Below are 24,334 nucleotides of genomic sequence, written 5' to 3' on the forward strand. Positions count from 1 at the left end.
TGCGTTTACTATCAGTTATACTGGCATATTTGTTGTTGGTCTTACCTGGCGCTGCAATAGCCGATGGGTTCACGATGCAGGCCATTGTCTATCCTCCTCTGGTCTATTCCGAAGACGGCAGGCTTTACGGCGTGGCCACGGAAATGGTTGTGGAAATACAGAAATTGATCGGAGACGACAGCAAGTTGGTGGAAGCCCCATGGCTGCGGGCTTACGAGCAGACCCAGCGTGGGCCTAAGCAGGCCATGTTTGCCATTGTGCGAATTCCCGAGCGGGAAGCGTTGTTCAAATGGGTTGGCCCGATCTTCGGAGAAGGCGATTTTTTTTTCAAGCGCCAGGGCAGTCCCCTAAAGGTCGACTCACTGGATGATGTCCGGAAAGTGAAGCGAATCGGAGTGCGCAAGGACGGCTACACCCATCAGACCCTTGCATCCAATGGATTTACCAATCTCGATGTGGGGCCGACCTATGCATCGAGCTACAGGAAGCTGGTCGATGGCCGTATCGACCTCGTGCTAATGGGCGAGCGCACCTATTATTATATGGTGAAGAATGTGGGCCTTAATCCCGCAGATTTCGAGCGTACCAACGTCAAATACGGCGATTCCTCCGCATGGCTGGCATTTTCCTCTGACGTCTCGGACGAAAGCATCGTCCAATGGCAGGAAGCCTTGGATACCCTCAAGGCAAACGGGACATACAAGGAAATACTGGACAGGAATTTCAAGCAGTAGCCGGTCATCGAATTGACATAATAAATCCCCGCCGAGAGATATCGACGGGGTTTTTTTCTGGTCATAACCTGGTGAAGCCATACAAGTTGGGAAGATCCTTTTTTCCGGATACACTTTTTGTTTAATTATTGGCTCCATGTTTGGAATTCCATCGCAGGATTATAATAGCATATAATGGCCGCTCACAATTAGAGTATTCGAGGGAAACCAATCAAGGGAGTATGTCATGGCTTTCAAGGATCTTTCATTACGTATTAAAATTGGTGGAAGCGTATGCTTGGTCGTTTCACTTATTCTTGTAGTGTATACTGCTATCGTTGTTTCGAAAACGGAAACGATATCCATTGATTCCGCCAAGGAAATTGCCGAAGAAATGGCGAACAGATATGGAAATCAGATAAAGGGCGACATTGAAAAAGCTCTTGATGCCAGCGTCACTACCGCCGCCGTAATCGAGGGGATGGTCAAGGACCGCACACTTATTGACCGCACGATCATCGATGAAATCCAGAAACAGGTGCTGTTGTCGGACGAATCGTTTTATGGAATCCAGGCCTGTTTCGAACCCAACGCCCTGGATGGCAAGGACGCGGATTTCCATGCCACCGGTGATCCCATGTGGGAGCACATGGGAGGTGCTTACGGAAATTACTGGTGGCACGAGAGCGGCGGGTTGAAAGTCGTTAACCTGACCAAGTACGACTATGCGAACACCCGAATGTGGTACAAGGGCCCTCGTGACAGGAATGGTCCATTTCTGACCGAGCCATATTACACGGAAGTCGCCAAGACAAATATGTCCACCATCAGCGTTCCCGTTCGGGATGGCGGCAAGTTTATCGGCATCGTCGGCATTGACTTCGTTTTGAGCGCTTTCCAGAAAATGGTGGATGGCATCAAACCCATGGGTACAGGGTACGCATTCATTTCTTCCAACAAGGGATATTGTGTTGCGCACCCTGACGGTACCGTTGTCGGTAAAAGTATCACCGAAGCCTTTCCCGCCGAGTTGAAATCGAGCCTCATATCCTCCCTGGAGACCGGAAAGAAGTTCGAAGCGTTCATAAAATCTCCCCTTGATGACATAGAATATTTGTTCCTGCTTCAGCCTATTCTGATACGAGGTACAGATACTCCCTGGTCCATCGGTATAGCCATACCCAAAGCCAAGATTTATGAGGACGCTGATGCCTTCCTCTATTTGAGTATCATTTTGACTGTCGCGGCCATTCTCCTGGTTGTTGTCGTTGTTTTCCTGCTCGTCAGGGCCATTACCAGTTCTCTTGTCAAGGCCGTTGACTTCGCCAAGGAGATTGCTTCCGGCAATCTTATGGCTCGTCTTGATATCGACCAGAAAGACGAGATCGGTGTCATGGCTTCGACCCTTGCAGATATGGGGGGTAAACTCAGGAGCGTTGTGGGTGATGTCCGAAGTGTTACAGATAACGTTGCTTCCGGTTCCGACGAGCTGTCATCCACTTCAATGGCATTGTCCCAAGGTGCCACGGAACAGGCGGCCTCCATTGAGGAAGTCTCCTCCAGCATGGAAGAAATGGCTTCCAATATCAGTCAGAATGCAGAAAATGCCGCCCAGACTCAGATTCTGGCCGACGGAGCCGCCAAGCAGGCTGAGGATAGTGGAAAGGCTGTATCCGAAGCTGTTACCGCCATGCGTGAAATCGCCGACAAGATTAGTATCATCGAGGAAATTGCCAGGCAGACCAACCTGCTCGCCCTGAACGCCGCCATTGAGGCCGCTCGTGCGGGCGAACATGGCAAGGGATTTGCTGTTGTTGCGGCGGAAGTCAGGAAACTGGCGGAACGGTCCGGGCTTGCGGCTGGCGAAATAAGCCTGCTGGCGACCGAGAGCGTGGATGTGGCGGACAGGGCCGGTGAACTGCTCGGCAAACTGGTCCCGGACATTCAGCGTACCGCGGAACTGGTCGAGGAGATCACCACCGCAAGTAATGAACAGAACAGCGGAGCTTCTCAGATCAATTTGGCGATCCAACAGCTCGACAGCGTTGTCCAGCAAAACGCCGCAGCTTCCGAAGAGATGTCTTCAACTTCGAGTCAGTTGTCCAGTCAGGCAACGCAACTCCAGGATACCGTATCCTTCTTCAATCTTGGAGATGCGGGGCACCGCAAGCAGGTGGTCGCCACCAGAAAACCAGCCAAGGCATTGGCTGCGTCCAAACCGACCTCCAAGCCGACCGCTAAACAGTCTTCGCCGAAACGCTCGGCAGGAATCGCGCTCGAGATGGACAAGGACGAAGAGTTTGAACGATTCTAGTCTCACATAATAATCGATCGAGAGAGGCCTCTGCATTTTGCAGAGGCCTTTTTCTTTGCCTGGGGGATGTGTGCGACCTCGGAGGATGAGGGCTTTTTTGTTTTGAACAGGAGCGTTGATCGAGTGCCGTCTGCTCTGGTGGCGGACGGTGAGCTGTGGGGAAAACAAAATGTGGGCAGGCTAGAATTATGAGGATTTCCCCTCCCCATAATTTCAGGAGTTAGCGAGGTGTCTGCCTAATTCCGCATGAGAGGAAGAACTTAAAGTCCTATTTTCTGACCATGTCCTAAGATTTCCATGCATGCCTTACTAAGATTCTGAGTTCACTTGGTTGCCCCTGAGGGCAAAGAGTGTCAAGAAAAGTTATGAATAAAGAGGAAAGAATAAAGCATTTAGAGGCAGAGGTTGAACGTCTCCAGGGTGATTGTGCAGAAGCATATCAGGTCCTTGGTTGTCTGACGGAATGGGTCAAAGACGATGAACAAGGCGACCTTGATCTGGTTTTAGACAACCTGTGGGCTGCTCAGTGCGGTGAACCAAAGCCTCACGATGATATACTGCCTTGGCCAAAGGGCGTAATCACCATCAAGCCCTGAGGGAGTTGACAATGCCAAGCAGTGCTCCCGGGATTTCATTCGTTAACGGGTAGGGGAAAGGAATCAGTTCATGTTATTTGTTGTTTCAGGCGTTGATCCATCTCTTCCGGCATCGTGGTTACTGTTTACTCCTCTCATGGTGTTTTTTCGGAAATAGCCTTGCCGTAAGCCTTCTGTCCATTTTTCGCGTCGATTCTCCTGCAAATTGTATCGCCTATACGCCTCTCAACTGCCAAGCCTACGTCGTTTTTAGCCTCAGGCGCGGCAATCCGTATGGCGTCCTTATTGCGTGAGCTAGGTTGCATGGCTACCGGCGGCAGTTTCTCGGCCCGGAAGTTGTTTACAAATGATGAAGAGGCTCTGTTTACAATCATGCGTCCTATCGTCCTCAACGGTATCGATCAGGTTGCAGACCGTCATGATCTGGCTGATCGGAGTCTCCGAGTCACTCTGCCGGTGATAAAACCTGAAAACAGGCTGACGGAATTGGAGTTGTCGCTGGCAATCGATGCAGCCGCTCCCAAAATACTAGGTGGTCTGTGTGATGGTGTCGTGTGCGCCCTGAAGAACAAGCATACCGTTCAGGTCGAAAATCCACCGAGGATGGCGGACTTCACGCACTGGTGCGTCGCGGGTGAAGAAGTAATGCCATGGGAGCCTGGAGAGTTCCAGCAAGCCTATGGAAGCAATCAGGACGAGTCCATCGAACGCGCTTTGGACTCTGATCATGTCGCCAATGCGATCCACTCGTTGATGTCAAAGGCGGCCCAGTGGGAAGGTACTCCCTCGGCCCTTTTGCAGGCGCTTGATGGAGTTGTGGATGAGCGTATCACCAGACTGAGGTTCTGGCCGCAAACCCCATCGGCTCTTGGTAAGCGGTTGACTCGCTGTCAGGCTTTCCTGAGAAAGTCAGGTATAAAAGTTGACCGACAGAAAGGAGGAGAGCGCCTCATCACAATAACCAATGAAAAAGCCGCCCCTGCTGCAAGTTCCAATGTGAGCATCAGCAATGGTCAGTTCTTCGAATAAGCAAAATCAGGGCAGTCTGGGGATACTCCCAGACTGCCCGTTTCGATGGCAGCTCGGGCGGTTGAGGCGGTTGATTTGCGGGGCTTTAAAAGCTGTCAAGCACAATCGGTCGACCGAAACATGTTTTTCACCGACATGAGAATGTTTTTCACCGACATGAGAATGCATTTAGCCGACAACGCCGTGTTTCGCTCATTTGGGCCGGAAAACCCGTGGTATGCTCTCCGCAAACAAAGACAGGGCCGTCAGCTCAGTGGCCCGAGGGAGATTCATATGAGCGTATTTGAAATGAGGCTGAAGCACGACCGGAACGGTCGAATCGTGGAGAAAATCGAAACCGTGGCCGATCGACCCGTTGTTTGGAAGTATGCCTACGACAAGGCCGGGAGGCTCTTCGAGGCGCACCTGGACAACCGGCTCATCTGCCAGTGCTGGTACGACCGGGAAGGCCGCCGACAGCGGGATTACTTCCCTGCCACCGTGGGATCCGGCTATCGCGATTATCGCTATACTCTGGACAACCGGCTTATGAGCGCTGGCAACAACGGGTACACGCACGACGACAACGGGTTCCGTTCCATCTGGTCGAACGGTGGCACGTACCACCTGTACGAGTACGCGCCGGACTACCGGCTGCTCAAGATGGAGGTGGAGAACCGGGGCCGCGTCTACGCCTACCGCCACGACGAGGACGGCAGGCGGGCCGCCAAGTATTTCAACGGCCAACTCGTCGAGGCCTACCGGTGGATCGACTTCGTCCGGCTCGGCGCGTTTCACGACGGGCGCATGGGCTACGAGTTCGGGTACGGGGCCGACGAGCGGCTGCCCTCGGCCATGCGGCGCGGGGACGGGGGCGTATTCACCCTGCACTATGACCAGGTCGGCTCCCTACGCGTGGTTGCCGACGCGGACGGCGACGTGATAAAGGAAGTCCTCTACGATCCCTTCGGTGGGATCATCGAGGACACCAATCCGGGCCTGCGCGTGCCCATCGGCTTTGCAGGCGGCCTGCATGACCGGGACCTGGGCTTTGTCCGCTTCGGTTGGCGGGACTACGACCCCTTCACCGGCAGGTGGACCGCGCCCGATCCCATCGGGGACAGGGGCGGCGACCCGGACTGGTATGGGTACTGCTTGGATGATCCGGTCAATGCCAACGATCCGAGAGGACTACTGCCGATTCTCCTGCCCTTGGTGGCAGGCATGGCAGGCGCGACCGCCATCAGTGCCACCGGATCGTACCTGGCGGCCAAGGCTGCGGATTGGTTCGGCAAGAAGACCGACAAGGATTACGGCACGGACAAGCCCACGGCCACCGAGGGCGTCCATGATGCCATGGACAAGGTGATCGGGATCAATTCCGGCATTGTCGGCGCGGCAGGTGCGGCAAAGGCGGCTCCTGCGGCTGTGGCGGCTGCGATGCAGCATCCGGATAAGTTGGCGGCGGGCTCGAAAGCTGCGTCAGACTTTGCCTCCGGTGCTTTGGAGCCGGGACCGCCTCCTGCGTCTTGGCCTGGCTATTGGGGCAGCGGGACACGTAAAGCGTATGATGAGTATAACGATTGGAGAAAGAAGAAATAATGCGAGTGAAAGTGTCTGAAATAGGTCTGGGGCTGACCCTAGTTGCAGCAGGAACGTTTGGATTACTGAATGGGACTATGCACCATTACGATGTCCCAATTATGTATCCGAAGCTGTTCGCATGGATGCTAATTGGGGTAGGAATAGCCGTTCCCGTTTTGGCTTGGTTTTTACGCTCCCCCTCACGTAGCAATCCGAAAGATAAATAAAAAGGGGCTGTACCAGATAACTAGCCCATATGCTTTTTAACCCACTGTTTCAGTTGCCTAAACTGTGTTCGTGGACTTGGTGTATTAAACCGCCACTCACATTCCTTCAAAAATAGAGGAAAGTTTTTGGTTGGGATACCATTAAATTTCTTCATGTGACGCTTGGCCTGGTTCCAAAAGTTCTCAATTCCATTGATATGGTTCAGCTTGTCGGCAAACAGTTTTGAATGGTTAATCCTGAAATGTTTGAACTCCGAGACATCCAGCACATTGTAGCTGTATAGCGCGTCTGAATAAACAATGCTGTCCGGCCGAACTTTCTTTCGAATGATCGGCATCAAGGTTTTGCTCTTCGCGTTGGGAATTACCTGCGTGTATACCTTCCCGCCTCTTTTGAGGATTCCAAAAACAGGTACTTTGCCTGCGGCCCCACGACCTCGTTTACCTTTGCGCTTGCCGCCGAAGTAGCTTTCATCGACCTCGAATTCGCCAAAGTCCATTTCTTCATTGGACTCTTCTTCCGCTATAATTTCTCGGAGCCGATGAAAGTAAAAGGTGGCTGTTTTGAAGTTCACCCCAACCAGATCGGCCGCACAGCGGGCAGTGGTGGGCGTGTTGCGCAGCCGAATAAGGGGAGTGACAATAGGGCCAACAACAGTATCAAAAAGATACCATTTGTATTGCCGCCCAGTATTACCGAGCAAAAAAGGACTTTCGGATTGTCTCCGTAAGTCCTTGTTTTATTTGGTGGAGACGAAGAGATTTGAACTCTCGACCCCTGCCTTGCGAAGGCAGTGCTCTCCCAGCTGAGCTACGTCCCCATTGGTGCTCGGTTGTTATCGCTTTTTGGGCGTGACCACAAGCACTTTGAGAAGGGGGTGATCAGAGGCTCAAGGCCGTGAGTACGGTATCCACACGGTTCAGGTAGGTGTGATTCTGTTGGATGCATTCCTGCCAGGCTCGGCGCAGCTCCTGTTTGGCTTTGGTGTCTTCGCGAAAACGGATGACCAGGTCGTGTATTTCGTCGGGCCGGGTGAAAGAGACAGGGGCGACCAGTTCGTCTGGGAAAATTTTGAGGCCGGGGTGGGCATCGGTGATGAGAAAGCCGCCCGCGCACCAGACGTCGAAGTGGCGTTGGGTCAGTCCGGCAGGGAGCTGCATACCTGTGACATTCAGGGTGACCGCTGCGGTCCGGTAGATGGCGGGCAGGTGGGCGTAGTAGTCCACAAAGGGGCGCACGTCCGCGTTTTTGATGCCTTTCCAGCCGTCGTCGCCGAAGATGATGACCTTGCCGGCCGACTCCAGGCAGCGCCGTTTCCAGTTGTGTGAGGCGAATTCCGTGCCTGCACCCACGGCCCGGCCCTGGTTGCCCGGCCAGAGCGGGGTAATGCCCAGCCGTTCCCGCCACCAGTGGTAGTCGAATCGCGTGGACCCGCTGTCGCTTAGGACTTCGTCCACATCAGTGCTGTCTATGGTTTCTCCGGCAAAGAATTGGTCCATCTTCGGGAATCGGGAACGGCCCACAAAGATCAGATGGCCCTCCAATCCAGTGGCGTGGTCCGGAAGGGTGCCGGAGGCCTCGAAGATGTCACGCGATGTGGCCAACGGCAGGTGCGTCACCCAGCGGGCTTCAATCTCGATGAGTGGGCCGATGAAACTGTGGTCCGTGACAAAGAGACGGATGTCTTTCCAGTAGGCGGATTTGACCGTGGTCAGTATATTGAACGGGTTGTCCACCAGCCAGACAGCCACCTGGACCCCGGCTTCGCGCAGAATGGCATGGCCCAGGCCGAAGTGGTCCAGCCCCTTGAAGTTGACTGAGAAAAAAAGGTCGGGCACGCCTTGCTGCAACAGGTCTGGCAGGGTGCTGCCCGGATATTTTCCCAAGGCTTCGTGGTCGATCAGGGTCACCGAGTATCCCCTGGCCCTGAATGCATGGGCCAATTCCTTGACCAAAAGGTCGTCGTCGCCCGTGGGCAGCCAGACGGTCTTGTTCAACCGGGGGCGGGTGCCGCTGTGGAGCGAGAGCCGTGCCGTGAGCGGGGCAAAGAATGACGGGAAGGCTTTCTGCACCGGCAGGTAGCGGGTTACATGGGCATTGCTTGAAGATTCGATGGTGAACTCTTCGGGGGTGATGCGTTCGAAATTCGTCGGGACGAGTTGCTCCCATCCGTCCACCTGGTCAATGAAGTCCTGACTCTCAAGGTAATAGTAGATTTCCTCGTTTGGTAAATCAAACCATTCCGGGAGCTTGTTCGGCTCCGGTCCAAGCCCGAGAAAGACCACAGGGGCCTCGTCAAGAGTCCGGTTGACGCGCCACTCGAATTGAGTTTTGGTGGCGGGCATGGATTTGGTCATGCCAATTTCATCGATAACGGTTATATGTCGGGTTCTGGACACTTCGTTCACTTGGCTTTTGCGGCGGATTCGGCTAGTAAGTCGCTCCACGCCGGACTTTAGGAGCGACACCATGAAACAATATCAGGACAAATACTTCAAACGGGCCAAAAAGGAAAACTACGCCGCCCGCTCGGTCTACAAACTCAAGGAGATGGATAAAAAATTCCACATCTTCAAGAGGGGCCAGACCGTGCTTGACCTGGGCGCAGCCCCCGGTTCCTGGACTCAGTTCGCCGGGGAAAAGGTCGGCAGGGAAGGCCGAGTCCTCAGTGTGGACATTCAGGAAACCCGGCATGCCTTTGAGGACAACATCACCTTCTTGCAGGCAGACGTGTTCTCGGACTCGCCGGAATTGCTGGAGGCCATGGAGCCGCTCATGCCTTTTGATGTCATTATCAGCGATATGGCCCCCAAGACAACCGGAATAAAATTCGCGGATCAGGCCAACTCCCTGGAACTGTGCCAACGGGCCTTTGAGGTGGCGTTGAAATACCTCAAAAAGGGCGGGAATTTTGCGGTCAAGATTTTTGAGGGCGGCGAGATCGGGGATTATCGCAACATGGTCAGGCCGTACTTCAATACATTGAAAAATTTCAAACCCCACAGCTCCCGTGCCGAAAGCAAAGAGATATTTATCGTGGCACTTGGCTTTAAGGGCGTTGACGGGTAGAAGATTGGACCAACCGACACTAATTTTTATCGAGATATTCAGGAGGGAATATGGCCGGACATAGTAAATGGGCTAACATTCAGCATCGCAAGGGGCGTCAGGACGCCAAAAAAGCGAAATTTTTCACCAAGGCAGCCAAGGATATCATCCTGGCAGCCAAGGCTGGCGGCGGCAACCCCGAAGACAACTCCACGTTGCGCCTGGCCATTCAGAAGGCCAAGCAGGTCAACCTTCCCAAGGACAAGATCGACAACGCCATCAAGAAGGGTACCGGCGAATTGGCCGGCGGCGATCTGTTCGAGACCATGTACGAGGGATACGGTCCCGGCGGCGTGGCCATGCTCGTGGAAGTCGCCACGGACAACAAGAACCGCACAGTGGCTGAAATCCGTCACGCCTTCACCAAGCATAACGGCAACATGGCTGAAAACGGCGCGGTCTCGTACATGTTCAACCGCAAGGGCGTCATTGTCTTCAACAAGGACAAGTACACCGAAGACGAACTGATGGAAGTCGGCCTCGAAGCCGGTGCCGAAGATATCATCGATGACGGCGAGTCCTTCACCGTGCATACCGAACCCAACGATTTCATGGCTGTCCAGCAGGCATTCACGGAAGCCGGGATGGAGTTCGAATCCGCCGAATTCAACCAGGTCCCCGAAAATCTCATTCCCGTGGATGCAGCCACAGGCAAGAAGGTCATGACCCTGTTCGATGCGCTGGACGACAACGAAGACACCCAGAACGTCTATATGAATGCCGATTTCCCCGACGGCATGTTTGACGACGAAGACTAGGCGGTCGGAATGGCGGAAGGCCTGGTCGTCCTCGGTCTGGACCCCGGAACGCGGGTGACGGGCTACGGTTTTGTCCGGGAGATTTCCGGTCAGGCAGAACTGGTGGCCACCGGTACCATCCGCACCCCGGTGAAAAAGGATATGGCGACCCGCATGGGCGTCATATTCGAGCAGCTGCAGGTTCTTATCCGGCAGCATTGCCCGGTCGAGGCTGCCATCGAAAATGTATTCGTATCAAAAAACCCCTCGTCAGCCCTCAAGCTCGGGCAGGCGAGGGGGGTCTGTATGGCCGCCTGTGCCGTCAACGGTATCTCCATGGGTGAATACGAGCCTACCAAGGTCAAGAAGAACCTGGTCGGCGTGGGCAGTGCGCCCAAGTCCCAGGTCGCTTTCATGGTTGCCAACTGCCTGGGGCTGAAAAAACCGGACTGGCCCGAAGACGCCTCTGACGCATTGGCCGTGGCCATCTGCCATCTGAACGAACGGCGGATGCGCAAGCTGACCGGCATGTGATCCGGAAAAATTCTACAAATGCCTAACTTCCCCCTGGGTAAATCAGGTGATCCTGTACTCTTTTGCAGCAGGATGGTTCCGTTTCGTGCCCTCCTTGCTTTCCTTTTTCCCGCTCCCGAATCGTGCTTGGCGGTCACAGAGGATTCCCTTTGAATTGCATCGGCTAATCATATAATGTCCTGCAACGGAGGATTTCCATGATCGCATATTTGCAGGGTGAACTGCTGTCTGCCGACGAAAGAGGGCTGGTTCTGCTCACCCCGGGTGGGGTGGGATATGAAGTGGCCGCGCCCACCTCGGTCATTGCCAAACTGCCGGGTCGGGGCGGTGAGGTGCAGCTGTTCGTGCATACCCAGGTGGCAGAGAAGGCCATCGACCTGTTCGGCTTCCTTACTGCCGACGACCTGGACCTGTTCCGCACCCTCATATCCATTGATAAATTGGGACCGAAGAAAGCTTTGGCCATCCTGTCCATGTTCGATGCAAACCACCTGCGCGAGATCGCCTTCCGCGAGGATGTGGACACGCTCTCCACGGTGCCGGGCATCGGTCCCAAATCCGCCAAGCAGATTTTGTGGAATCTCAAGGACAAGGTGGACAAGTTGAAAAGCGTGACAGTCAAGGCCGGAAGCGCGCCGCAGGGACCGCAGGGTGAATACCTGGATACCCTTGCGGGACTCAAGGGCCTGGGTTACTCTGAAGATGAAATTCGACCCATGATTATCGAGACCTTCGATGAAGAACCCGATCTCGATGCCGCCGGTGCCATCCGTGCGGTGCTCAAGAAGATCAACGCGGCACGCTCATGAGCAAATGCACCCTCCCAGAGGAAAACGTCCGTCCCAGAAGTCTTTCCGAATTCATCGGGCAGGTGGACCTGCGTACCAACCTTGATGTGTTCATCAGGGCCGCCAAGGAGCGTGACCGCTCACTTGACCATACCCTTTTCTATGGCAATCCCGGTCTGGGCAAGACCACCCTGGCCCGCATCATGGCCTCGGAACTTGGCGTGAACATGGTCTCCACCTCCGGTCCGGTTATGGAGCGTTCCGGCGATCTGGCGGCCATTCTGACCAATCTTGATAGGGGTGACATCCTGTTTATCGACGAGATTCACCGTATGCCCGCCACCGTGGAGGAAGTGCTCTATCCGGCCATGGAGGATTTTCAGATCGACCTGGTCATCGGTTCCGGTCCGGGTGCGCGCACGGTCAAGCTCGACCTGGAGCCGTTCACTCTGGTGGGGGCCACCACCCGGCTCGGACTGCTCACCTCGCCTCTGCGCGACCGGTTCGGCTGTATCTTCCGCATCGAATTCTATTCTCCCGAGGAACTGGGGCGCATCGTGGAGCGGGCTGCAGTCATTCTGGGTGTGGAAGTGGAGCCCGACGGTGCCCTGGCTATCGGCCGCCGCGCGCGCGGCACTCCACGTATTGCCAACAGGCTGCTCCGGCGTGTGCGTGATTATGCCCTGGTTCACGGGGACGGCGTTGTCACCAAGGAACTGGCTGAATCCTCGCTGGAACGGCTGGAAGTGGATCAGTACGGGCTGGATAACATGGACCGCAAGATTCTTTCCCTGATGGTCGAGAATTTCAACGGCGGTCCTGTGGGATTGAAGACCATTGCTGCAGCCTGTGCTGAAGAGGTGCGGACCATTGAGGACATTTATGAGCCGTATCTTATCCAATGCGGGTTCCTGAAGCGTACGCCGCGTGGCCGGGTGGCCACGGCCAAGGCATACCAGCATTTGAAGATGCGCATGGAAGACGATCAGCTTCCCTTGTTATAAATAATGGTTATTCTCTGAAAAGGGTTGAAACTCAATCCTGATTTGCTACGGTTGTTTTGAACGAAAAAAACACGGAGGAATCAGTTATGGATAAATGGGAATGCCCTTGCGGTTATGTGTATGATCCGGCAGAAGGTGACCCTGAGCATAATATTGCCATCGGCACCAAGTTCGAGGATCTGCCGGAAGACTGGGTTTGTCCCCAGTGTGGTGCGGAAAAGGAATATTTCGAAAAACTCTAGAAAGTCGTAAAAGCCTCTTGCAATCCTTCGCCGATGGCGTATGGTTGAATCAAGTCAAAGGAGTGTTTCCAGGTAACGCCACAACCCGTAAGATTCATCGAATCGGACAGTGTTTCAAGGCAACCTTTTAACAAACAATGATCCTTTGGTAGAGGCCCGTCATCCGGTAACCTCCAGCAGAAAACATGTTTTAAGCCCCCGCAGAGCGGGGGCTTCTTTTATGGGAAGGCGGATTAGTCGCGCTTCAGTCGGGAGAGGGCAGCCATGGCCAGCCCGGATACGACCAGCCAGACGAGCACGCCGGTCAGTCCTGCGGAACCGCCAAGGAGCGGGTGGGCGTCCGGGAACAGCCACATCCAGATGCCGTATCCCTGGGCGTTGGCAGTGCCGTGGATGAAACCGGCCAGCAGGGACGAGCGGTAATGCAGGGTCATTTCGTTCAGGAACAGTCCAAAGGCCGTGCAGAGCAGGCACATCATGATCATGCCGCCCACCGGATAGCCCGGATAGTTGAACCCTGCGTAAATGAGCGGTGCGTGCCAGAGGCCCCAGAGCAGTCCGAGGAGGACGTAGGCCGTGGGCTTGCCCAGCGGCATGAGCCGCGGCAGCAGGAAGCCGCGCCAGCCCAGTTCCTCGCCCAGGCCGAAAGTGAAGTTTATGAGCGGTCCCAGCACCACGGACAGGGGCAGCATGACTTCGAACACGGAGGCCGGGTCGATTTCGGTGCCGGTCAGCGCGGCCAACAGCGAGAGATTCGGGTCGTATCCCGACAGTCCGGCCCCATAGGTGAGCAGGTACATGATGCCGTAGGCCAGGGGAATCAGGAGGACTACTGCGAAATACGGCCCCACGGACCCGAGCCGCAGGTTCAGGGACGAAACCAAGCCGCCGGGGCGTGTGCGTTCCATGAATCCGGCCACGGCCAGCCCGACCAGTCCCGGAATCCACATGACGCCCATCAGCCAGAGGGCGGGCGCGGATTGGGCGACCAGGTCGTCGAAGCGTAGCCCATCGCTGATGAGTAAGATTTCCAGGGTCCAGGTGAAGCCCAGGGTCAGGGCCAGAAAAGCGAGAACGGGAACTGGCCGAAAGCCGGAAGATGTGGTGCTAGTCATATTCTCTCACCCGTTTGAAGTAGCGTTCCCGGCACTGGTTTTCGATGTCCAGCAGTCGGGAAAAGGCCTGGCTGAAGTCTGTTTCGCCCGCTGCGAACAGGCCGTGTCCGTGTACAATGGCCGCGCCGTGGGAGGCCATGGCAGGCGGCAGGGTGTTGCACAGTCCGGTGGGGCCGGTGCCGACCTCGCCCGGCACGATGGGGATGCCGTCCACGGTCCGGCATTCAGTGCATTTGATGTGGCACTGGCCCCGGTTGGGGCACTGGTCGCGGGCGCAGTCCATGGACATGATCACCGAGAACTTGGGGTGGCCGTGCAGGATGCAGGCGTAGTCGGAGCGGCGGTAGACATCTTCGTGGGCGGTCAACTCGGATGACGCGGTCAGCCCGGTGGTGGCGCTGCCGTCCATGGGACAGGCGTCAATGCATCCTGCAAGCTCGTCCAGTGAACTGCCGGTCTGAGATATGAAGACGATATCATCCAACCGAAAGGAAATGTTGCCGAAAAAGGAGTCCACCAGGCCATAGCCGACCACTTGACGGCCCGCTTCTGTCATGGCTGCAAGCACATTTTCATCGTTGTCGAGCGGACCCTGGGCAAGTTTGGGCGGTACGGTGCGCGGCGTGGGCAATTGGCTCGCAACCAGCTTGAAGGTCTCGCGGTACTCCGGGTCCAGCGTCCCGAGTCTGGCCTGGGTCAGGTAGTCGGAGAAGAAGAGCACGAAACAGGAAAAGATGGTGGAGGAGTAGAATACGAATCCCTGCTCAGGGCTGACCGTGCCGCAGGAGATGATCCCCTGGCCCGGAAGGATGACGGCCTTGCGTTTTTTGAGTCCCTTGGCGATGGCTGCTGCGGAAAATTCATGGCAGATCGGGATGTCGTGCAGGAAGGTGCGCGTTTCAGTGTCTTCTGGCCGGATGGTGTCGGGATGGCGGCGGGCCAGGAAATCGAGGATGGTCCGGTACGGCTCGGCAGGCCGCGAAAAGACCAGGGAATTGATGGACAGGAGGTCGAAGAGCTTCTCCAGTTCCTTGGTGCGCTGGTCTTCGCGGTTCCAGACCAGCTTCGCATCCAGCCCGCCGATGAGCGGCGCGTCCGGTCCGTTTGATGCGGTCAGTCCCTGGGCGGCCAGTTTGGCGGCGTATTTGTCGCACAGTTTTTTCATGCTTCAAGCCCCAGTTTTTTGATCATCTCCGGGATGGGCCTGCCGTTGTGGTCCAGTCTGCGCACTGTGTAGTAATTCTCTCGGGCCTGGATGAATTCTTGGCGGTCGATGGGCTTGATCGTGACGCCGCCGCCGGAAGTGCCGTGTTCGGTGAAAAAGCGTTCGGGCAAGTCATCATCTTCGGCCGAAAATCCGTTTTCCGCGTTCATGATGCGTTCATTGTAATAGATGCGTTCGCCGATTTCGAGCAGGGCTTGGCCCGATGTCTCCAGGCCGGTGACAGCGGTGAAGGCCTTGGCGTATTCCTCCAGACCAGCCGCGAGAAAGGTGAATTTGCAGGCTGTCAGGGAGTCCACCACTGCATTCATGTCTTCGGCGATCTTGATGATGCGCGCCTTGCCGCTGAAGGAAAAACGGTCCGTGGCCACGGGCTTTCGAAGAATTTCGTGGCTGATGGGGTAGGCTCGCAAGTGACAGCCGCCCCGAGTGCTCACGGCATAGGCAAGCGCCATGCCGTAGGCCCCGCGCGGATCATAGGCGGGCAGTTCCATGCCCTTGACCGTCATGGAGGCTTCCGGGTGTCCGCAGGTTTGTGCAAAAGTCGATGATCCCTGGCCGAGGTCGCCGCCCTGAGCCATTTCATGAAGGGCATTGAGCAGGCTATGCGGCGTGAAATCCTGTCCGGTAATTTCGCGGTAACAGGCCAGGGTCGATCCTGCCGAGACAGGGTCAAGCCCGAGCCTGCCGCACAGGTCATTGGCCGCCAACACCAATTCCATGTCCGTGTTGCCGATGAGTGCCGTGAAGTGCGACATGGTCTCGAATCCAGGCATGTTTCGTCCGTCTTCGGCGATTTTCCGGCAGAGAATATGGCAGCCCATGCAACCATGGCTTCGGGGTGAGAATCGGTGGTTGTAGGCGGCGGCGTTGATGCGGGGAGTGTCCTCGAACCGGGTTTTCGTGAAATTGTCCGTGGGCATCATTCGGCGGGCATCGATCAGGTCGAATAGGGCTCCGGTTCCCCAGCGGGAAAAACCGTGTTGGCCCATGAGCACGGGTGATGCAGCCGTCAGCCGCAGGATTTCCTCCCGCGCTTCCGTGAGGGCGGCTTGGTTGTGTACGCGGATATTCCCGGTGCCCATGACGGTCAGGTATTTGAGGTTCTTGGCCGCGCAGACCAGGCCCAATCCTCCTCGTCCGGCTGCGTGGCGGCGGTCCACGGCGATGGAGGCCATGCGCGATCCGTTTTCTGCTGCCGGTCCGATGCAGGCTATGGACACGCCTTTGGGATTCATGGTTTCCAGCTTGGTGAAAACCGTATCCGTAGTCTCGCCCCACAGGCCGGTCTCGACCAGGCGGACATCGGAGTCACGGATTTCGATGCCGCAGGGAAAATCACTTTGTCCGGTGATGACCAGTCCATCGTACCCGGCCCGTTTCAACTGGGTGGGCAGCCTGCCGCCTACCGAGGCGTCGCAGATGGTCCCGGTCAGGGGGGAGCGGGACATGATGGTGCCGCGTCCCGAGGTCGGGGCTATGGTTCCGGTCAAGGGACCGGTGAAAATGAGCAGCGGCAGCAGGGGGTCTGTGTACTCCCTTGCGGCGTGGGGGCGCAGGTAGTGCCCGGCCAGGCCCTTTCCGCCCAGATATTTATCGTACAGGGCAGTGTGGGGATGCTCGTGCGAGATCGTGCCCGAGGTCAGGTTGATGTGCAGGACCGAGCCGGTCCAGCCGAAGCGTTCGTTCATGCGGAGAATCTTTCATGAACCGTATGAAAAGGCAACCGGTTGGGCATCTTGACCCCACAGGTGAAACGGGTATTCTGCGGACCGGAGGAATCATGGCCGAGAAGAAAATAGACAAGTCCCGCCGCAACTTTTTGTTTGGTGCGGTCCACCGTCTGAAAAACGAGGATGTGGATCAGCCCGTGGCGTCTACCGCCGGAGCCATCGATATCATCAAGGAAGCCAACGGGCTGTATGTCGACGAGCAGTGGGAGGAGGCGCGCCTGAGGTACAAGGAGTACCTCACGGAGGACAAGAACGATGCGGACGTGCGGTATCGGTTGGGGGTCTGTTCCTATAAGGTGGGCAAGTACCGTCAGGCCAAGTTGGAGTTCGAGCGTTGTCTGCGCATTGACCAGAAATATATGGATGCTTTTCTCTATCTGGGATTGACTTTGGTTCGACTCGATCGGCCGGAAAAGGCTCCGGCCCTGTGGACCCGATACTTCAACCCCAAGGCCGTGGTGGTCCAACGGGAGCTGAATCTGCAAATGGGATTGCTCGAATCTGGGCAGCCGGACCCGGTGGAGGTCATCGCCCAGGCCGTGGAAGCGGCCATTGCCCGGTCCGGGAGCGACGTCGGTTGACGAATCCGCATAAGAAAAGCCCTGTTTCTCAAAAGAAGCAGGGCTTTATCATTTATTCAAACGTGTTTTAGGCGTTGCCCTTGGGCTTTTCGTCGTTGGCCTGCCGGGCGATTTTTGCCATCTGGGTGCGGATATAACTGGCGGCCAGGTCGCCGAGTTCGTCGTTTCCGGACGTGTTCATGCCGTGCTGTTTCAAGTCTTCGTCTATCTGTTTTTCCATGCGGGCCGATTCCAGGAACATGATGTAGGCCAGCACCAAGGCGGCGTTGTTGTCCTCGGAGCCGTCACAGAGCAGTCCGATGTTTTTCGGGCCGACGGTTTCCATGAGGCGGTCTATGAACATGGTAATCCACTTCACGTAGAGGTCGTGCATGATGGGCGGGATGAGGCTGGACACCTGCTCGGAAGCATTGCCCGCCGTACCGGTGACGGACATGAATTCGTTCAAGGCCTCCAGGCGTTTGGCTTCATCCTGTTCTTCCACCTTGCTGATGATGGTGGCAAAGATATGCTTTCGTATCTGTTTCGGGGTCATGGATGCGCCTCTTCAAATGAAAATTGATCGTTCAATCACATAGTTCATAGCTCAATGCGGCCGACCGGGCAAGAGGCAGATCGGCATGAGCCTGCTGTTCTGAACATGCGGAAAGGGATTTTCCCGTTTTCTTTCAGGAGGAAAGAGGGTAGGGGTGGCCCCATACGGGGTTTTGAAACCGGTCAAAGGATACTCGACATGGAATCGCTTTTCACCACGCTGGCACCGTTTCTCAAGGTTCTGTTCGCTTTTCTGCTCATGCTGACGGGCATGCGTCTCAAGGCCGGTCTGGCCCCCTCCATACTGGCCGGTGGAGCTGCCATGGGATTGTTGTTCGGGTTGGGACCTTTGCCCATTTTCGAAACGGGAATCATGGCCTTGACCCAGGAAAAATTTATTTTTCTTGCGGCCATTGTCGGACTCATTTTGATTCTTTCCGACGCCATGGAGCGGTCCGGGCAGTCCAGGCGGCTCATGGAGGCGTTGTCCGGTTTCCTGACCAGCCCACGGCTTCGGCTCATCTTCTTTCCTGCCCTGATCGGGCTGCTGCCCATGCCCGGCGGAGCGGTGTTTTCGGCCCCCATGGTCAAGACCGTGTCCCAGGGCATGAAGATTCGCAATTCTGATCGGGCCGTACTCAATTATTGGTTCAGGCATGTATGGGAACTGGTCTGGCCGCTGTATCCCGGCATCATCCTGACCCTGGCCCTGGCCGACATCCAGATTGTGGATCTCATTGCCTACACCTGGCCCGGAACACCGATCATGCTTGTGGCCGGCTGGATTTTCTTTTTGCGTCCGGGCGTACTTGGCGCCAAGGATCTGGTCATACCCGATCTGCCCGTCACCCGCAGCAAGAGCGCAGCGTTCAAGGAGGGATTGCCGCTTCTGACCGCTATTGTCGGGGCCATCGGCCTGGAGACCACCATTGCCGCCTTTGCTCCGTCCATCCCTTTCGAGCTCGGAGTGGTCGCTGCCCTGGGTGCAAGTGTGATTTGCGTCATGCTGCAAAACACCCAACTCGGTCTGAAGTTCCTGAAGGAAGTGCTCGCGAAGAAGTCCCTCTGGTCGATGCTCTTCGTCATTGTGGCTATTTTCGTGTTCAAGGACGTCATGCAGGCTGCAGGCGTGGTGGATGAAATGGCGCGTGTTGCCGGGGGCGAGGCCGCCCTGTTTGCATCGGCCGCGTTTCTGCCGTTTTTGGTGGGAATGGTGGCGGGCATCAACGTTGCCTTTGTCGGAGCCACTTTCCCGTTGCTGCTCGGCGTGTTGTCCTCGCTCGGCATGCAGGATCAGATGATCCCCTACCTCGTGCTGGCGACCTTTTGCGGGTTTACCGGGGTCATGATCTCGCCGCTGCATATCTGCTTCATCCTGACGTGTGAATATTTTCAGTGCGACATGGCCCGGACCTGGCGCAAGCTGGTGGCGCCGTGCCTGGTTTTTCTGGGCTCGGGTATCGGACTGTTTTTCTTTTATCTGTAAGAAGCATGGGTTGATCGTCTCGCTTGCCCAGTCCAAGGATATTAGGTACAGACTTTTTTTTGCTGGCGGAACCATTCCTGAAATAGAGTCATATGGGGGGCATTCATGAGTCGATACGGTGAGATCTTCACTGAGGAGAGTTTGAAAACTATTTTTCCGGAATCGCGTACAGATGCTTTTTTCGAAGCATTGTTCGGCGATGCTGAAGAGGGAAGTTACGATATCGCATTGGCTTTTGTAGGAGAAGAAGAAACAAACCTGAACTTCGAACTCAGGCTTGTTCAGCGACCGGGCAAGTGTCTGGCTTGTAATTTGACCTATGGGTTGCCGCAGGTCTTTTCGCGTCATCCAGTGATCAACCTTGCCGGCATTGCCAATGCCGTAGGAGAGGCGGTCGGGAGCAGTTCCGCGTCCTGGGAGCTGGGAGCCACCTGTGAGATGTCGCGGGAACTGCACGTCATTCCTCTCAAAATCACCCTCGGCTGATGCGCTGCTTGTAAATCAAGAAAAACCGGCTCAAGGATTACCTTGAGCCGGTTTTTTCATGCGTCATGTTCATCGTCAAAGTTTGTCCACCAGCAGCGGTTCGCCCTTTTCCGGGGCCAGCCTGAGGGTCAGGGCTTCCTTGGCGCAGGACAATGTACACACTCCGCACCCCATGCATCGGTCTTCGCGGACAAAGGCGCTGTTCCTGTTGAAACCGATAGCCTTGAACTGGCATTTTTCAGCGCAAATTCCGCATTTGACGCACTTCTCTTCATCCACCTCGGCCAGATAGCCGGAGGAACAGAGCATCTGGATGCCCATTGCGTGGGCCTTCATGGCACCGCAGCAACAGGAGCAGCAATTGCAGATGGCATAGAATCGGCCGAGCATGACGTCTTTGAAAAAGGCGTGGGAAACATGGCCTCGTGTTTGCTCGGCCTTGATGATGTTTACAGCCTCGTCTGCGCTTATGGGCCGGGTCTTGGTCGGGTGGTGTTCCAGCATAAAGGTGGCGAACGGGTCGCCGACCAGAAGGCAGACATCCGTGGGCGTACAGGGATTCTTCATGCCTGCACGGCACGGGCAATCCAGAAGGATGATCTTTTCCGGATTGCTCAGGATGATCTCTCGGGCGCGGGTGTAAGGCAGGACGTGCTCCGAAACTTCGGTGTTCACCGGGCGGTCCAGCTTGACCAATTTGACGGCTTCGTTCAGGGGCAGGGGTTTGCCGTGGTAGGCGTCGCCCCAGGTGACCTTTTTCTGGTTGGGATCGCCGGTCTGGTTTTCCGGGGTGGCGCGGAACGGACGGTGACAGTTGATGAGAGCGATAAAGGGCACCCAAAGGTAGCGCCACCATGGTTCTTTGTCCCCGGCCAGTCCGATATAATGGAAACACCAACGGCCATAGACATAGCCATGGATGAAATCGAATAAGGACATGCCCTTTTCCCGGCTGGCGCGGTAATAGTCGATGGTGGACTGCTTGAGGAAAGGAATTTTCATTGTGCCTGCAAATGTTGATGGTGCAACGATGTGGTAAATTGTTACTACTTGGAGAGATAAAGTCAACAACAAGGAAGCGACTTTTCCAACAACTTCTGGTAGGTGGGATAGCGGAGGGCACAATGACAGATTCGAATCACGAAGATTTGCGGACGGCAATGGCTCGGGAGCGCAATGAACTGGCGCGGAACCGGACGCGTTTGGCCAACCGCCGCACTTTTTTGGCCTGGTGCAGGACGTCTTTGTCCTTCATGACGTTCGGTTTTCTGTTGGAGAAGGTGGACGCATTCCTGATGTCCAATAATGCGTCCATTTCCAAGGTCGTGCTGAGCGAACTGGGGACGTTGGGAAAGTTTGCCTTCATGGGAGGCCCGGTTTTGATGCTTTTTGCGGGCTGGCGATATTACCGGCTTGAGAAGGAGCTGGGGTTTGATCGGGCCGAATTGTACGTTATCCCGGAAATGCTCCTGTTCGGGGTGATCCTCGGCAGTGCGATCATATACGTTTTTTTATAACACCCTGAGTTCATGTTTAGAATCATTCTCATAGGTGTCCTTGCCGCCCTGTTCTTCAGTTCCACCTTTGTGCTCAACCGGGCCATGAGCCTGGAGGGCGGACACTGGGTCTGGTCCGCCAGTCTGCGATATTTCTGGATGCTCGGTATGCTTGTGGTCTGGCTGGCAGTCACGGGCAAGGCCCGTCTCGGCCTGTCGGCGTTCAGGCTCTTCTTCCGGCATTGGATATTCTGGACCGTGGCGGGCAGCGTCGGGTTCGGGGTGTTCTATGCGCTCATCACTTTCAGTTCGGTGTTTGCGCCCGGTTGGGTGGTGGCCGCCACCTGGCAGACCACCATCCTGGCCACACCGCTGGTGCTGCTCGGCTTCGGTCGCAGGGTGCCGCTCAAGGCCCTGGCTTTGACTTTGATCATCTTTGCGGGCGTGGTCCTGGTCAACCTCGAACAGGCATCGCAGTCCGGCGTTCGCGAGGTGCTCATGGGCGCGTTGCCCGTGCTGGTGGCTGCGTTTGCCTACCCCTTCGGCAATCAATTGGTCTGGGAGGCGCGCAGGGGCGAGAAGTCCTTTCTGCCGTCCATCGACGACCCGGCCATGGACGACCCGTTTTGCCGGGTTTTGCTGCTCACCCTCGGCTCTTTGCCCCTGTGGGCTGTGCTGATTCTATGCACTGCGCCGCCGCCCCCGTCCATGGGCCAGGTGGCACAGACTGCCCTGGTGGCACTGTGTTCCGGCGTCATCGCCACGAGCCTGTTTCTGGTCGCACGTCACAGCGCCGGGTCCACGGCCGAGCTGGCCGCAGCCGACTGCACCCAGTCCATGGAAGTGGTCTTTTCGCTGGCCGGGGAAGCTGTCCTGCTGGGCCATGTGATGCCCGGCCTCATGGGGTGGGCCGGTATCCTTTTGACCATGGTCGGCCTGACCCTGTATGTGACGGTGCAGAGTCGGCGCTGAGGATCAGACCGCTTCAGGCATGTGGTGCAGGTGTCTCCCGGAGAAACCCACGGCCACTTGTGACCCGTTGCCCAGGCCGCGATTCAGGACCAGGTGGCGGTCCACCATGGCGGTGATTGTCCGGTCGCCGCACTTCACGATGGCAGTCCAGGTGAATCCCTCGCGTTCCAGCCGTTCAACGGTACCCCTCAGGATGTACCAGTCGTCGGGAAAGTCTGTGGCCGTTCCCACCACCGCGTCTTCGGGACGCAAGGCCGCAAAGCCGTGCTCCCACTCCGGCAGTCCCGGCAGTCCCGTGAGCGAAGTTCCGGCGAAACAGCACGCACCGTTGCAGTAATTGGCGGGAAAGACATTGGTCATGCCCACGAATGAGGCCACGAAGGGCGTGGCCGGGTGGCGGAAGATGTTCTCGACGGTATCCTGTTGCAGCAGTGAGCCGTTCTGGATGACCGCCGCGCGTTCAGCCAGTGTCAGGGCATCGGCGAAGTCGTGGGTGACCATCAGGAAGGTTGCACCGGTCTGCTCATGGATATCCTTGAGGGTGAGGCGCAATTCGCCTCGGAACTGCGGGTCAAGGGATGAGAGAGGCTCATCCAGCAGGATGACGTCCGGTCGGCAGGCCAGGGCGCGGGCCAGGGAGGTCCGTTGCTTTTCTCCGCCGCTCAAGTGTGTCGGTTTCCGGTTTTCCAGACGATCCAGGCCAAGGGTGGAGAGCAGGGCGCGGGCTTCTTTGCGGCCTTTGGTCGTGTCGATGCCGTGATACCGCTGACCGAACATGACGTTCTGCAGGACGGTCAGGTGCGGGAAAAGAGAGTGGTCTTGGTATACCAGACTCACCGCACGGTTTTCCGGGGGAAGTTTGGTAACGTCCCGGCCGTCGAGTTCGACGGTGCCTCCGTCGAGTTTTGTCAGTCCGGCTACGGTTTCGAGTACCAGGGTCTTGCCGGACCCCGTCGATCCCATGAGTGCGAAAAATTCTCCGGCACGCACGTGGAGGCTTACCTTGTCCAGGGTGAATCCCGGCAGGGTCATGTGCAGGTCGGTCAGCCGGATCATCGATCTCTCCTTTCAGGCAGCGACAGGGTGCGCAGCAGCATGAAGAAGACCATGCTGACCACGATGAGAATGACGGCCACGGGCTGCGAATATTTCAGGCCGTAGGCGGTGAACCGTTCGTACATGAGAACCGGCGCGACCATCGGGTGATAGGCGACGATGATGATGGCGCCGAATTCGGAAATGGCTCGGGCCATGCACATGATCATGCCCACCAGCATGTAGCGCCAGCTCAGGGGCAGGGTAACCCGGAAAAAAGTGGAAGCTGCGTTTGCGCCAAGTGAACGGGACACGTTTTCAAGCCGTCGGGGGATGGATTCGATGCCGGATTTGGCTGCGTTCACGTAAAAGGGCATCCCCACGAAGACAAGCACGGCCACGATGCCCGTGGACGTTCCCATTATCTCGATGCCGAGGGATTGCAGAAACCGTCCGAGCCAGACATTGGGGCTGGTCATGGTCAGCAGGGCGATGCCCACCACCGGGTGTGGGATCATTATGGGCAGGTCCACCAGGCTTTCCACGATCTTCTTTCCGGGGAAGTCCTTGCGGGCCAGGAAATAGGCCAGCGGAGTGCCGAAGACAAAGGCGATGGCCGCCGCCGTGGCCGAGGCTGACATGGAAAGCCAGACGGAAGCGAGCACCTCGGGATCGGCCAGGGTCTCTGTCAACACCTCCAGGCTCGGGGAGGTCAGCGTGGTCCCGAGGGGGACGGCGATGAAGAGCAGTACGATACCCGTTGCAAGGGCGTTCCAGAAGAGGAACATCCGGCCGGGGAGGGACCGCAACAAGCGACC

Annotated in this window: 24 protein-coding genes, 1 tRNA gene and 1 pseudogene; 16 read left to right on the plus strand and 10 right to left on the minus strand. The window is 56.5% G+C overall.

All coding sequences use genetic code 11. The features are described 5' to 3' along the window. Nucleotides 1-74: 74 nt before the first annotated feature. The 5 genes from DWB63_RS10400 to DWB63_RS10420 all read left to right on the plus strand — a co-directional run bounded on the left by DWB63_RS10400 (nt 75) and on the right by DWB63_RS10420 (nt 6,233). Nucleotides 75-734, plus strand: a complete 660-nt coding sequence (locus DWB63_RS10400) for a transporter substrate-binding domain-containing protein (RefSeq protein WP_128328776.1) — start codon at nt 75-77, stop codon at nt 732-734. Nucleotides 735-1,035: 301 nt separating this feature from the next. After that, on the plus strand, nt 1,036-3,027 hold the full coding sequence (locus tag DWB63_RS17475; protein ID WP_241648782.1) for a methyl-accepting chemotaxis protein: 1,992 nt from the start codon (nt 1,036-1,038) through the stop codon (nt 3,025-3,027). Nucleotides 3,028-3,392: 365 nt separating this feature from the next. Next, complete coding sequence (locus tag DWB63_RS10410) at nt 3,393-3,623, plus strand: hypothetical protein (RefSeq protein ID WP_128328778.1); 231 nt, start codon at nt 3,393-3,395, stop codon at nt 3,621-3,623. A gap of 303 nt (nt 3,624-3,926) precedes the next feature. Further along, nucleotides 3,927-4,652: a hypothetical protein gene (locus tag DWB63_RS10415; RefSeq protein WP_128328779.1), complete on the plus strand. Its 726-nt coding sequence runs from the start codon at nt 3,927-3,929 to the stop codon at nt 4,650-4,652. A gap of 273 nt (nt 4,653-4,925) precedes the next feature. Next, nucleotides 4,926-6,233, plus strand: coding sequence for an RHS repeat-associated core domain-containing protein (locus DWB63_RS10420; protein WP_128328780.1), 1,308 nt, complete (start codon nt 4,926-4,928; stop codon nt 6,231-6,233). A gap of 229 nt (nt 6,234-6,462) precedes the next feature. On the opposite strand, the pseudogene DWB63_RS10425 reads toward DWB63_RS10420, so the two are convergent. The 3 genes and pseudogenes from DWB63_RS10425 to DWB63_RS10435 all read right to left on the minus strand — a co-directional run. Then, nucleotides 6,463-7,047, minus strand: a pseudogene (locus DWB63_RS10425) (IS1595 family transposase); the annotation flags it as partial. 140 nt (nt 7,048-7,187) lie between these two features. After that, nucleotides 7,188-7,263, minus strand: a tRNA-Ala gene (locus DWB63_RS10430). A gap of 61 nt (nt 7,264-7,324) precedes the next feature. Continuing rightward, nucleotides 7,325-8,800: a glycosyltransferase gene (locus DWB63_RS10435; protein ID WP_164879847.1), complete on the minus strand. Its 1,476-nt coding sequence runs from the start codon at nt 8,798-8,800 to the stop codon at nt 7,325-7,327. A 112-nt stretch (nt 8,801-8,912) separates the two neighbouring features. On the opposite strand from DWB63_RS10435, the gene DWB63_RS10440 reads away from it, so the two are divergent. The 6 genes from DWB63_RS10440 (at nt 8,913) to DWB63_RS10465 (ending at nt 12,856) form a co-directional block, all read left to right on the plus strand. Continuing rightward, nucleotides 8,913-9,512: an RlmE family RNA methyltransferase gene (locus DWB63_RS10440; protein WP_128328782.1), complete on the plus strand. Its 600-nt coding sequence runs from the start codon at nt 8,913-8,915 to the stop codon at nt 9,510-9,512. 50 nt (nt 9,513-9,562) lie between these two features. Next, nucleotides 9,563-10,309 (plus strand): YebC/PmpR family DNA-binding transcriptional regulator, encoded by a 747-nt coding sequence (locus tag DWB63_RS10445; RefSeq protein WP_128328783.1) that lies wholly within the window; start codon nt 9,563-9,565, stop codon nt 10,307-10,309. 9 nt (nt 10,310-10,318) lie between these two features. Beyond that, nucleotides 10,319-10,822 (plus strand): crossover junction endodeoxyribonuclease RuvC, encoded by a 504-nt coding sequence (gene ruvC / locus DWB63_RS10450; protein WP_128328784.1) that lies wholly within the window; start codon nt 10,319-10,321, stop codon nt 10,820-10,822. Between the two features lie 197 nt (nt 10,823-11,019). Further along, a complete protein-coding gene (gene ruvA, locus DWB63_RS10455) occupies nt 11,020-11,631 on the plus strand; it encodes a Holliday junction branch migration protein RuvA (RefSeq protein WP_128328785.1) in 612 nt (203 codons plus the stop codon). After that, nucleotides 11,628-12,614 (plus strand): Holliday junction branch migration DNA helicase RuvB, encoded by a 987-nt coding sequence (gene ruvB / locus DWB63_RS10460; RefSeq protein ID WP_128328786.1) that lies wholly within the window; start codon nt 11,628-11,630, stop codon nt 12,612-12,614. The genes ruvA and ruvB overlap by 4 nt, the downstream gene beginning before the upstream one ends. A gap of 86 nt (nt 12,615-12,700) precedes the next feature. Further along, nucleotides 12,701-12,856, plus strand: a complete 156-nt coding sequence (locus DWB63_RS10465) for a rubredoxin (protein WP_128328787.1) — start codon at nt 12,701-12,703, stop codon at nt 12,854-12,856. Nucleotides 12,857-13,089: 233 nt separating this feature from the next. Here the strand turns inward: DWB63_RS10465 and DWB63_RS10470 are convergent, their stop codons facing one another. The 3 genes from DWB63_RS10470 to DWB63_RS10480 are packed head-to-tail and all read right to left on the minus strand — an operon-like array spanning nt 13,090 to nt 16,884. Next, nucleotides 13,090-13,971: a CPBP family intramembrane glutamic endopeptidase gene (locus DWB63_RS10470; protein ID WP_128328788.1), complete on the minus strand. Its 882-nt coding sequence runs from the start codon at nt 13,969-13,971 to the stop codon at nt 13,090-13,092. Then, entirely contained in the window at nt 13,964-15,136 is a 1,173-nt protein-coding gene (locus DWB63_RS10475) for a class II aldolase/adducin family protein (protein WP_128328789.1), read from the minus strand. Before DWB63_RS10475 ends, DWB63_RS10470 begins: the two co-directional genes overlap by 8 nt. Next, nucleotides 15,133-16,884, minus strand: a complete 1,752-nt coding sequence (locus DWB63_RS10480; protein ID WP_128328790.1) for an aldehyde ferredoxin oxidoreductase C-terminal domain-containing protein — start codon at nt 16,882-16,884, stop codon at nt 15,133-15,135. Before DWB63_RS10480 ends, DWB63_RS10475 begins: the two co-directional genes overlap by 4 nt. Before the next feature lie 92 nt (nt 16,885-16,976). Here DWB63_RS10480 and DWB63_RS10485 point away from each other — a divergent pair, with 92 nt between their 5' ends. Continuing rightward, the gene (locus DWB63_RS10485) at nt 16,977-17,507 is read left to right on the plus strand and encodes a tetratricopeptide repeat protein (RefSeq protein WP_128328791.1); all 531 of its coding nucleotides are present in this window, start codon (nt 16,977-16,979) and stop codon (nt 17,505-17,507) included. 67 nt (nt 17,508-17,574) lie between these two features. Here the strand turns inward: DWB63_RS10485 and DWB63_RS10490 are convergent, their stop codons facing one another. After that, nucleotides 17,575-18,042, minus strand: coding sequence for a hypothetical protein (locus tag DWB63_RS10490; protein WP_128328792.1), 468 nt, complete (start codon nt 18,040-18,042; stop codon nt 17,575-17,577). 198 nt (nt 18,043-18,240) lie between these two features. On the opposite strand from DWB63_RS10490, the gene DWB63_RS10495 reads away from it, so the two are divergent. Further along, a complete protein-coding gene (locus DWB63_RS10495) occupies nt 18,241-19,527 on the plus strand; it encodes a DUF401 family protein (protein WP_128328793.1) in 1,287 nt (428 codons plus the stop codon). A 105-nt stretch (nt 19,528-19,632) separates the two neighbouring features. Next, the gene (locus DWB63_RS10500) at nt 19,633-20,013 is read left to right on the plus strand and encodes a pancreas/duodenum homeobox protein 1 (RefSeq protein WP_128328794.1); all 381 of its coding nucleotides are present in this window, start codon (nt 19,633-19,635) and stop codon (nt 20,011-20,013) included. Between the two features lie 75 nt (nt 20,014-20,088). On the opposite strand, the gene DWB63_RS10505 is transcribed toward DWB63_RS10500, so the two are convergent. After that, complete coding sequence (locus DWB63_RS10505; protein ID WP_128328795.1) at nt 20,089-21,015, minus strand: 4Fe-4S binding protein; 927 nt, start codon at nt 21,013-21,015, stop codon at nt 20,089-20,091. Nucleotides 21,016-21,137: 122 nt separating this feature from the next. Here DWB63_RS10505 and DWB63_RS10510 point away from each other — a divergent pair, with 122 nt between their 5' ends. Together DWB63_RS10510 and DWB63_RS10515 are read left to right on the plus strand one after the other, a co-directional pair. Then, on the plus strand, nt 21,138-21,530 hold the full coding sequence (locus DWB63_RS10510) for a DUF202 domain-containing protein (RefSeq protein ID WP_164879848.1): 393 nt from the start codon (nt 21,138-21,140) through the stop codon (nt 21,528-21,530). Between the two features lie 12 nt (nt 21,531-21,542). Beyond that, nucleotides 21,543-22,481 (plus strand): multidrug resistance efflux transporter family protein, encoded by a 939-nt coding sequence (locus DWB63_RS10515; protein ID WP_128328797.1) that lies wholly within the window; start codon nt 21,543-21,545, stop codon nt 22,479-22,481. Nucleotides 22,482-22,484: 3 nt separating this feature from the next. On the opposite strand, the gene DWB63_RS10520 is transcribed toward DWB63_RS10515, so the two are convergent. Together DWB63_RS10520 and DWB63_RS10525 are read right to left on the minus strand one after the other, a co-directional pair. Then, entirely contained in the window at nt 22,485-23,537 is a 1,053-nt protein-coding gene (locus DWB63_RS10520; RefSeq protein ID WP_128328798.1) for an ABC transporter ATP-binding protein, read from the minus strand. Further along, nucleotides 23,534-24,328 (minus strand): ABC transporter permease, encoded by a 795-nt coding sequence (locus DWB63_RS10525; RefSeq protein WP_241648784.1) that lies wholly within the window; start codon nt 24,326-24,328, stop codon nt 23,534-23,536. The genes DWB63_RS10520 and DWB63_RS10525 overlap by 4 nt, the downstream gene beginning before the upstream one ends. Nucleotides 24,329-24,334 lie beyond the last annotated feature (6 nt).

Source organism: Pseudodesulfovibrio sp. S3, from assembly GCF_004025585.1.
Classification (GTDB): Bacteria; Desulfobacterota; Desulfovibrionia; order Desulfovibrionales; family Desulfovibrionaceae; genus Pseudodesulfovibrio.

Coding starts and splice junctions, on each gene's coding strand:
- DWB63_RS10520 (WP_128328798.1), bottom strand. CDS start 23,537: ATGATCCGGCTGACCGACCTGCACATGACCCTGCCGGGATTCACCCTG.
- DWB63_RS10410 (WP_128328778.1), top strand. CDS start 3,393: ATGAATAAAGAGGAAAGAATAAAGCATTTAGAGGCAGAGGTTGAACGT.
- DWB63_RS10495 (WP_128328793.1), top strand. CDS start 18,241: ATGGAATCGCTTTTCACCACGCTGGCACCGTTTCTCAAGGTTCTGTTC.
- DWB63_RS10465 (WP_128328787.1), top strand. CDS start 12,701: ATGGATAAATGGGAATGCCCTTGCGGTTATGTGTATGATCCGGCAGAA.
- DWB63_RS10490 (WP_128328792.1), bottom strand. CDS start 18,042: ATGACCCCGAAACAGATACGAAAGCATATCTTTGCCACCATCATCAGC.
- DWB63_RS10510 (WP_164879848.1), top strand. CDS start 21,138: ATGACAGATTCGAATCACGAAGATTTGCGGACGGCAATGGCTCGGGAG.
- DWB63_RS10480 (WP_128328790.1), bottom strand. CDS start 16,884: ATGAACGAACGCTTCGGCTGGACCGGCTCGGTCCTGCACATCAACCTG.
- DWB63_RS10415 (WP_128328779.1), top strand. CDS start 3,927: ATGGCTACCGGCGGCAGTTTCTCGGCCCGGAAGTTGTTTACAAATGAT.
- DWB63_RS10505 (WP_128328795.1), bottom strand. CDS start 21,015: ATGAAAATTCCTTTCCTCAAGCAGTCCACCATCGACTATTACCGCGCC.
- DWB63_RS10500 (WP_128328794.1), top strand. CDS start 19,633: ATGAGTCGATACGGTGAGATCTTCACTGAGGAGAGTTTGAAAACTATT.
- DWB63_RS10440 (WP_128328782.1), top strand. CDS start 8,913: ATGAAACAATATCAGGACAAATACTTCAAACGGGCCAAAAAGGAAAAC.
- DWB63_RS10515 (WP_128328797.1), top strand. CDS start 21,543: ATGTTTAGAATCATTCTCATAGGTGTCCTTGCCGCCCTGTTCTTCAGT.
- DWB63_RS10470 (WP_128328788.1), bottom strand. CDS start 13,971: ATGACTAGCACCACATCTTCCGGCTTTCGGCCAGTTCCCGTTCTCGCT.
- DWB63_RS10485 (WP_128328791.1), top strand. CDS start 16,977: ATGGCCGAGAAGAAAATAGACAAGTCCCGCCGCAACTTTTTGTTTGGT.
- ruvB (WP_128328786.1), top strand. CDS start 11,628: ATGAGCAAATGCACCCTCCCAGAGGAAAACGTCCGTCCCAGAAGTCTT.
- DWB63_RS10420 (WP_128328780.1), top strand. CDS start 4,926: ATGAGCGTATTTGAAATGAGGCTGAAGCACGACCGGAACGGTCGAATC.
- ruvC (WP_128328784.1), top strand. CDS start 10,319: ATGGCGGAAGGCCTGGTCGTCCTCGGTCTGGACCCCGGAACGCGGGTG.
- DWB63_RS10400 (WP_128328776.1), top strand. CDS start 75: ATGCAGGCCATTGTCTATCCTCCTCTGGTCTATTCCGAAGACGGCAGG.
- DWB63_RS10475 (WP_128328789.1), bottom strand. CDS start 15,136: ATGAAAAAACTGTGCGACAAATACGCCGCCAAACTGGCCGCCCAGGGA.
- DWB63_RS10445 (WP_128328783.1), top strand. CDS start 9,563: ATGGCCGGACATAGTAAATGGGCTAACATTCAGCATCGCAAGGGGCGT.
- DWB63_RS10435 (WP_164879847.1), bottom strand. CDS start 8,800: ATGACCAAATCCATGCCCGCCACCAAAACTCAATTCGAGTGGCGCGTC.
- ruvA (WP_128328785.1), top strand. CDS start 11,020: ATGATCGCATATTTGCAGGGTGAACTGCTGTCTGCCGACGAAAGAGGG.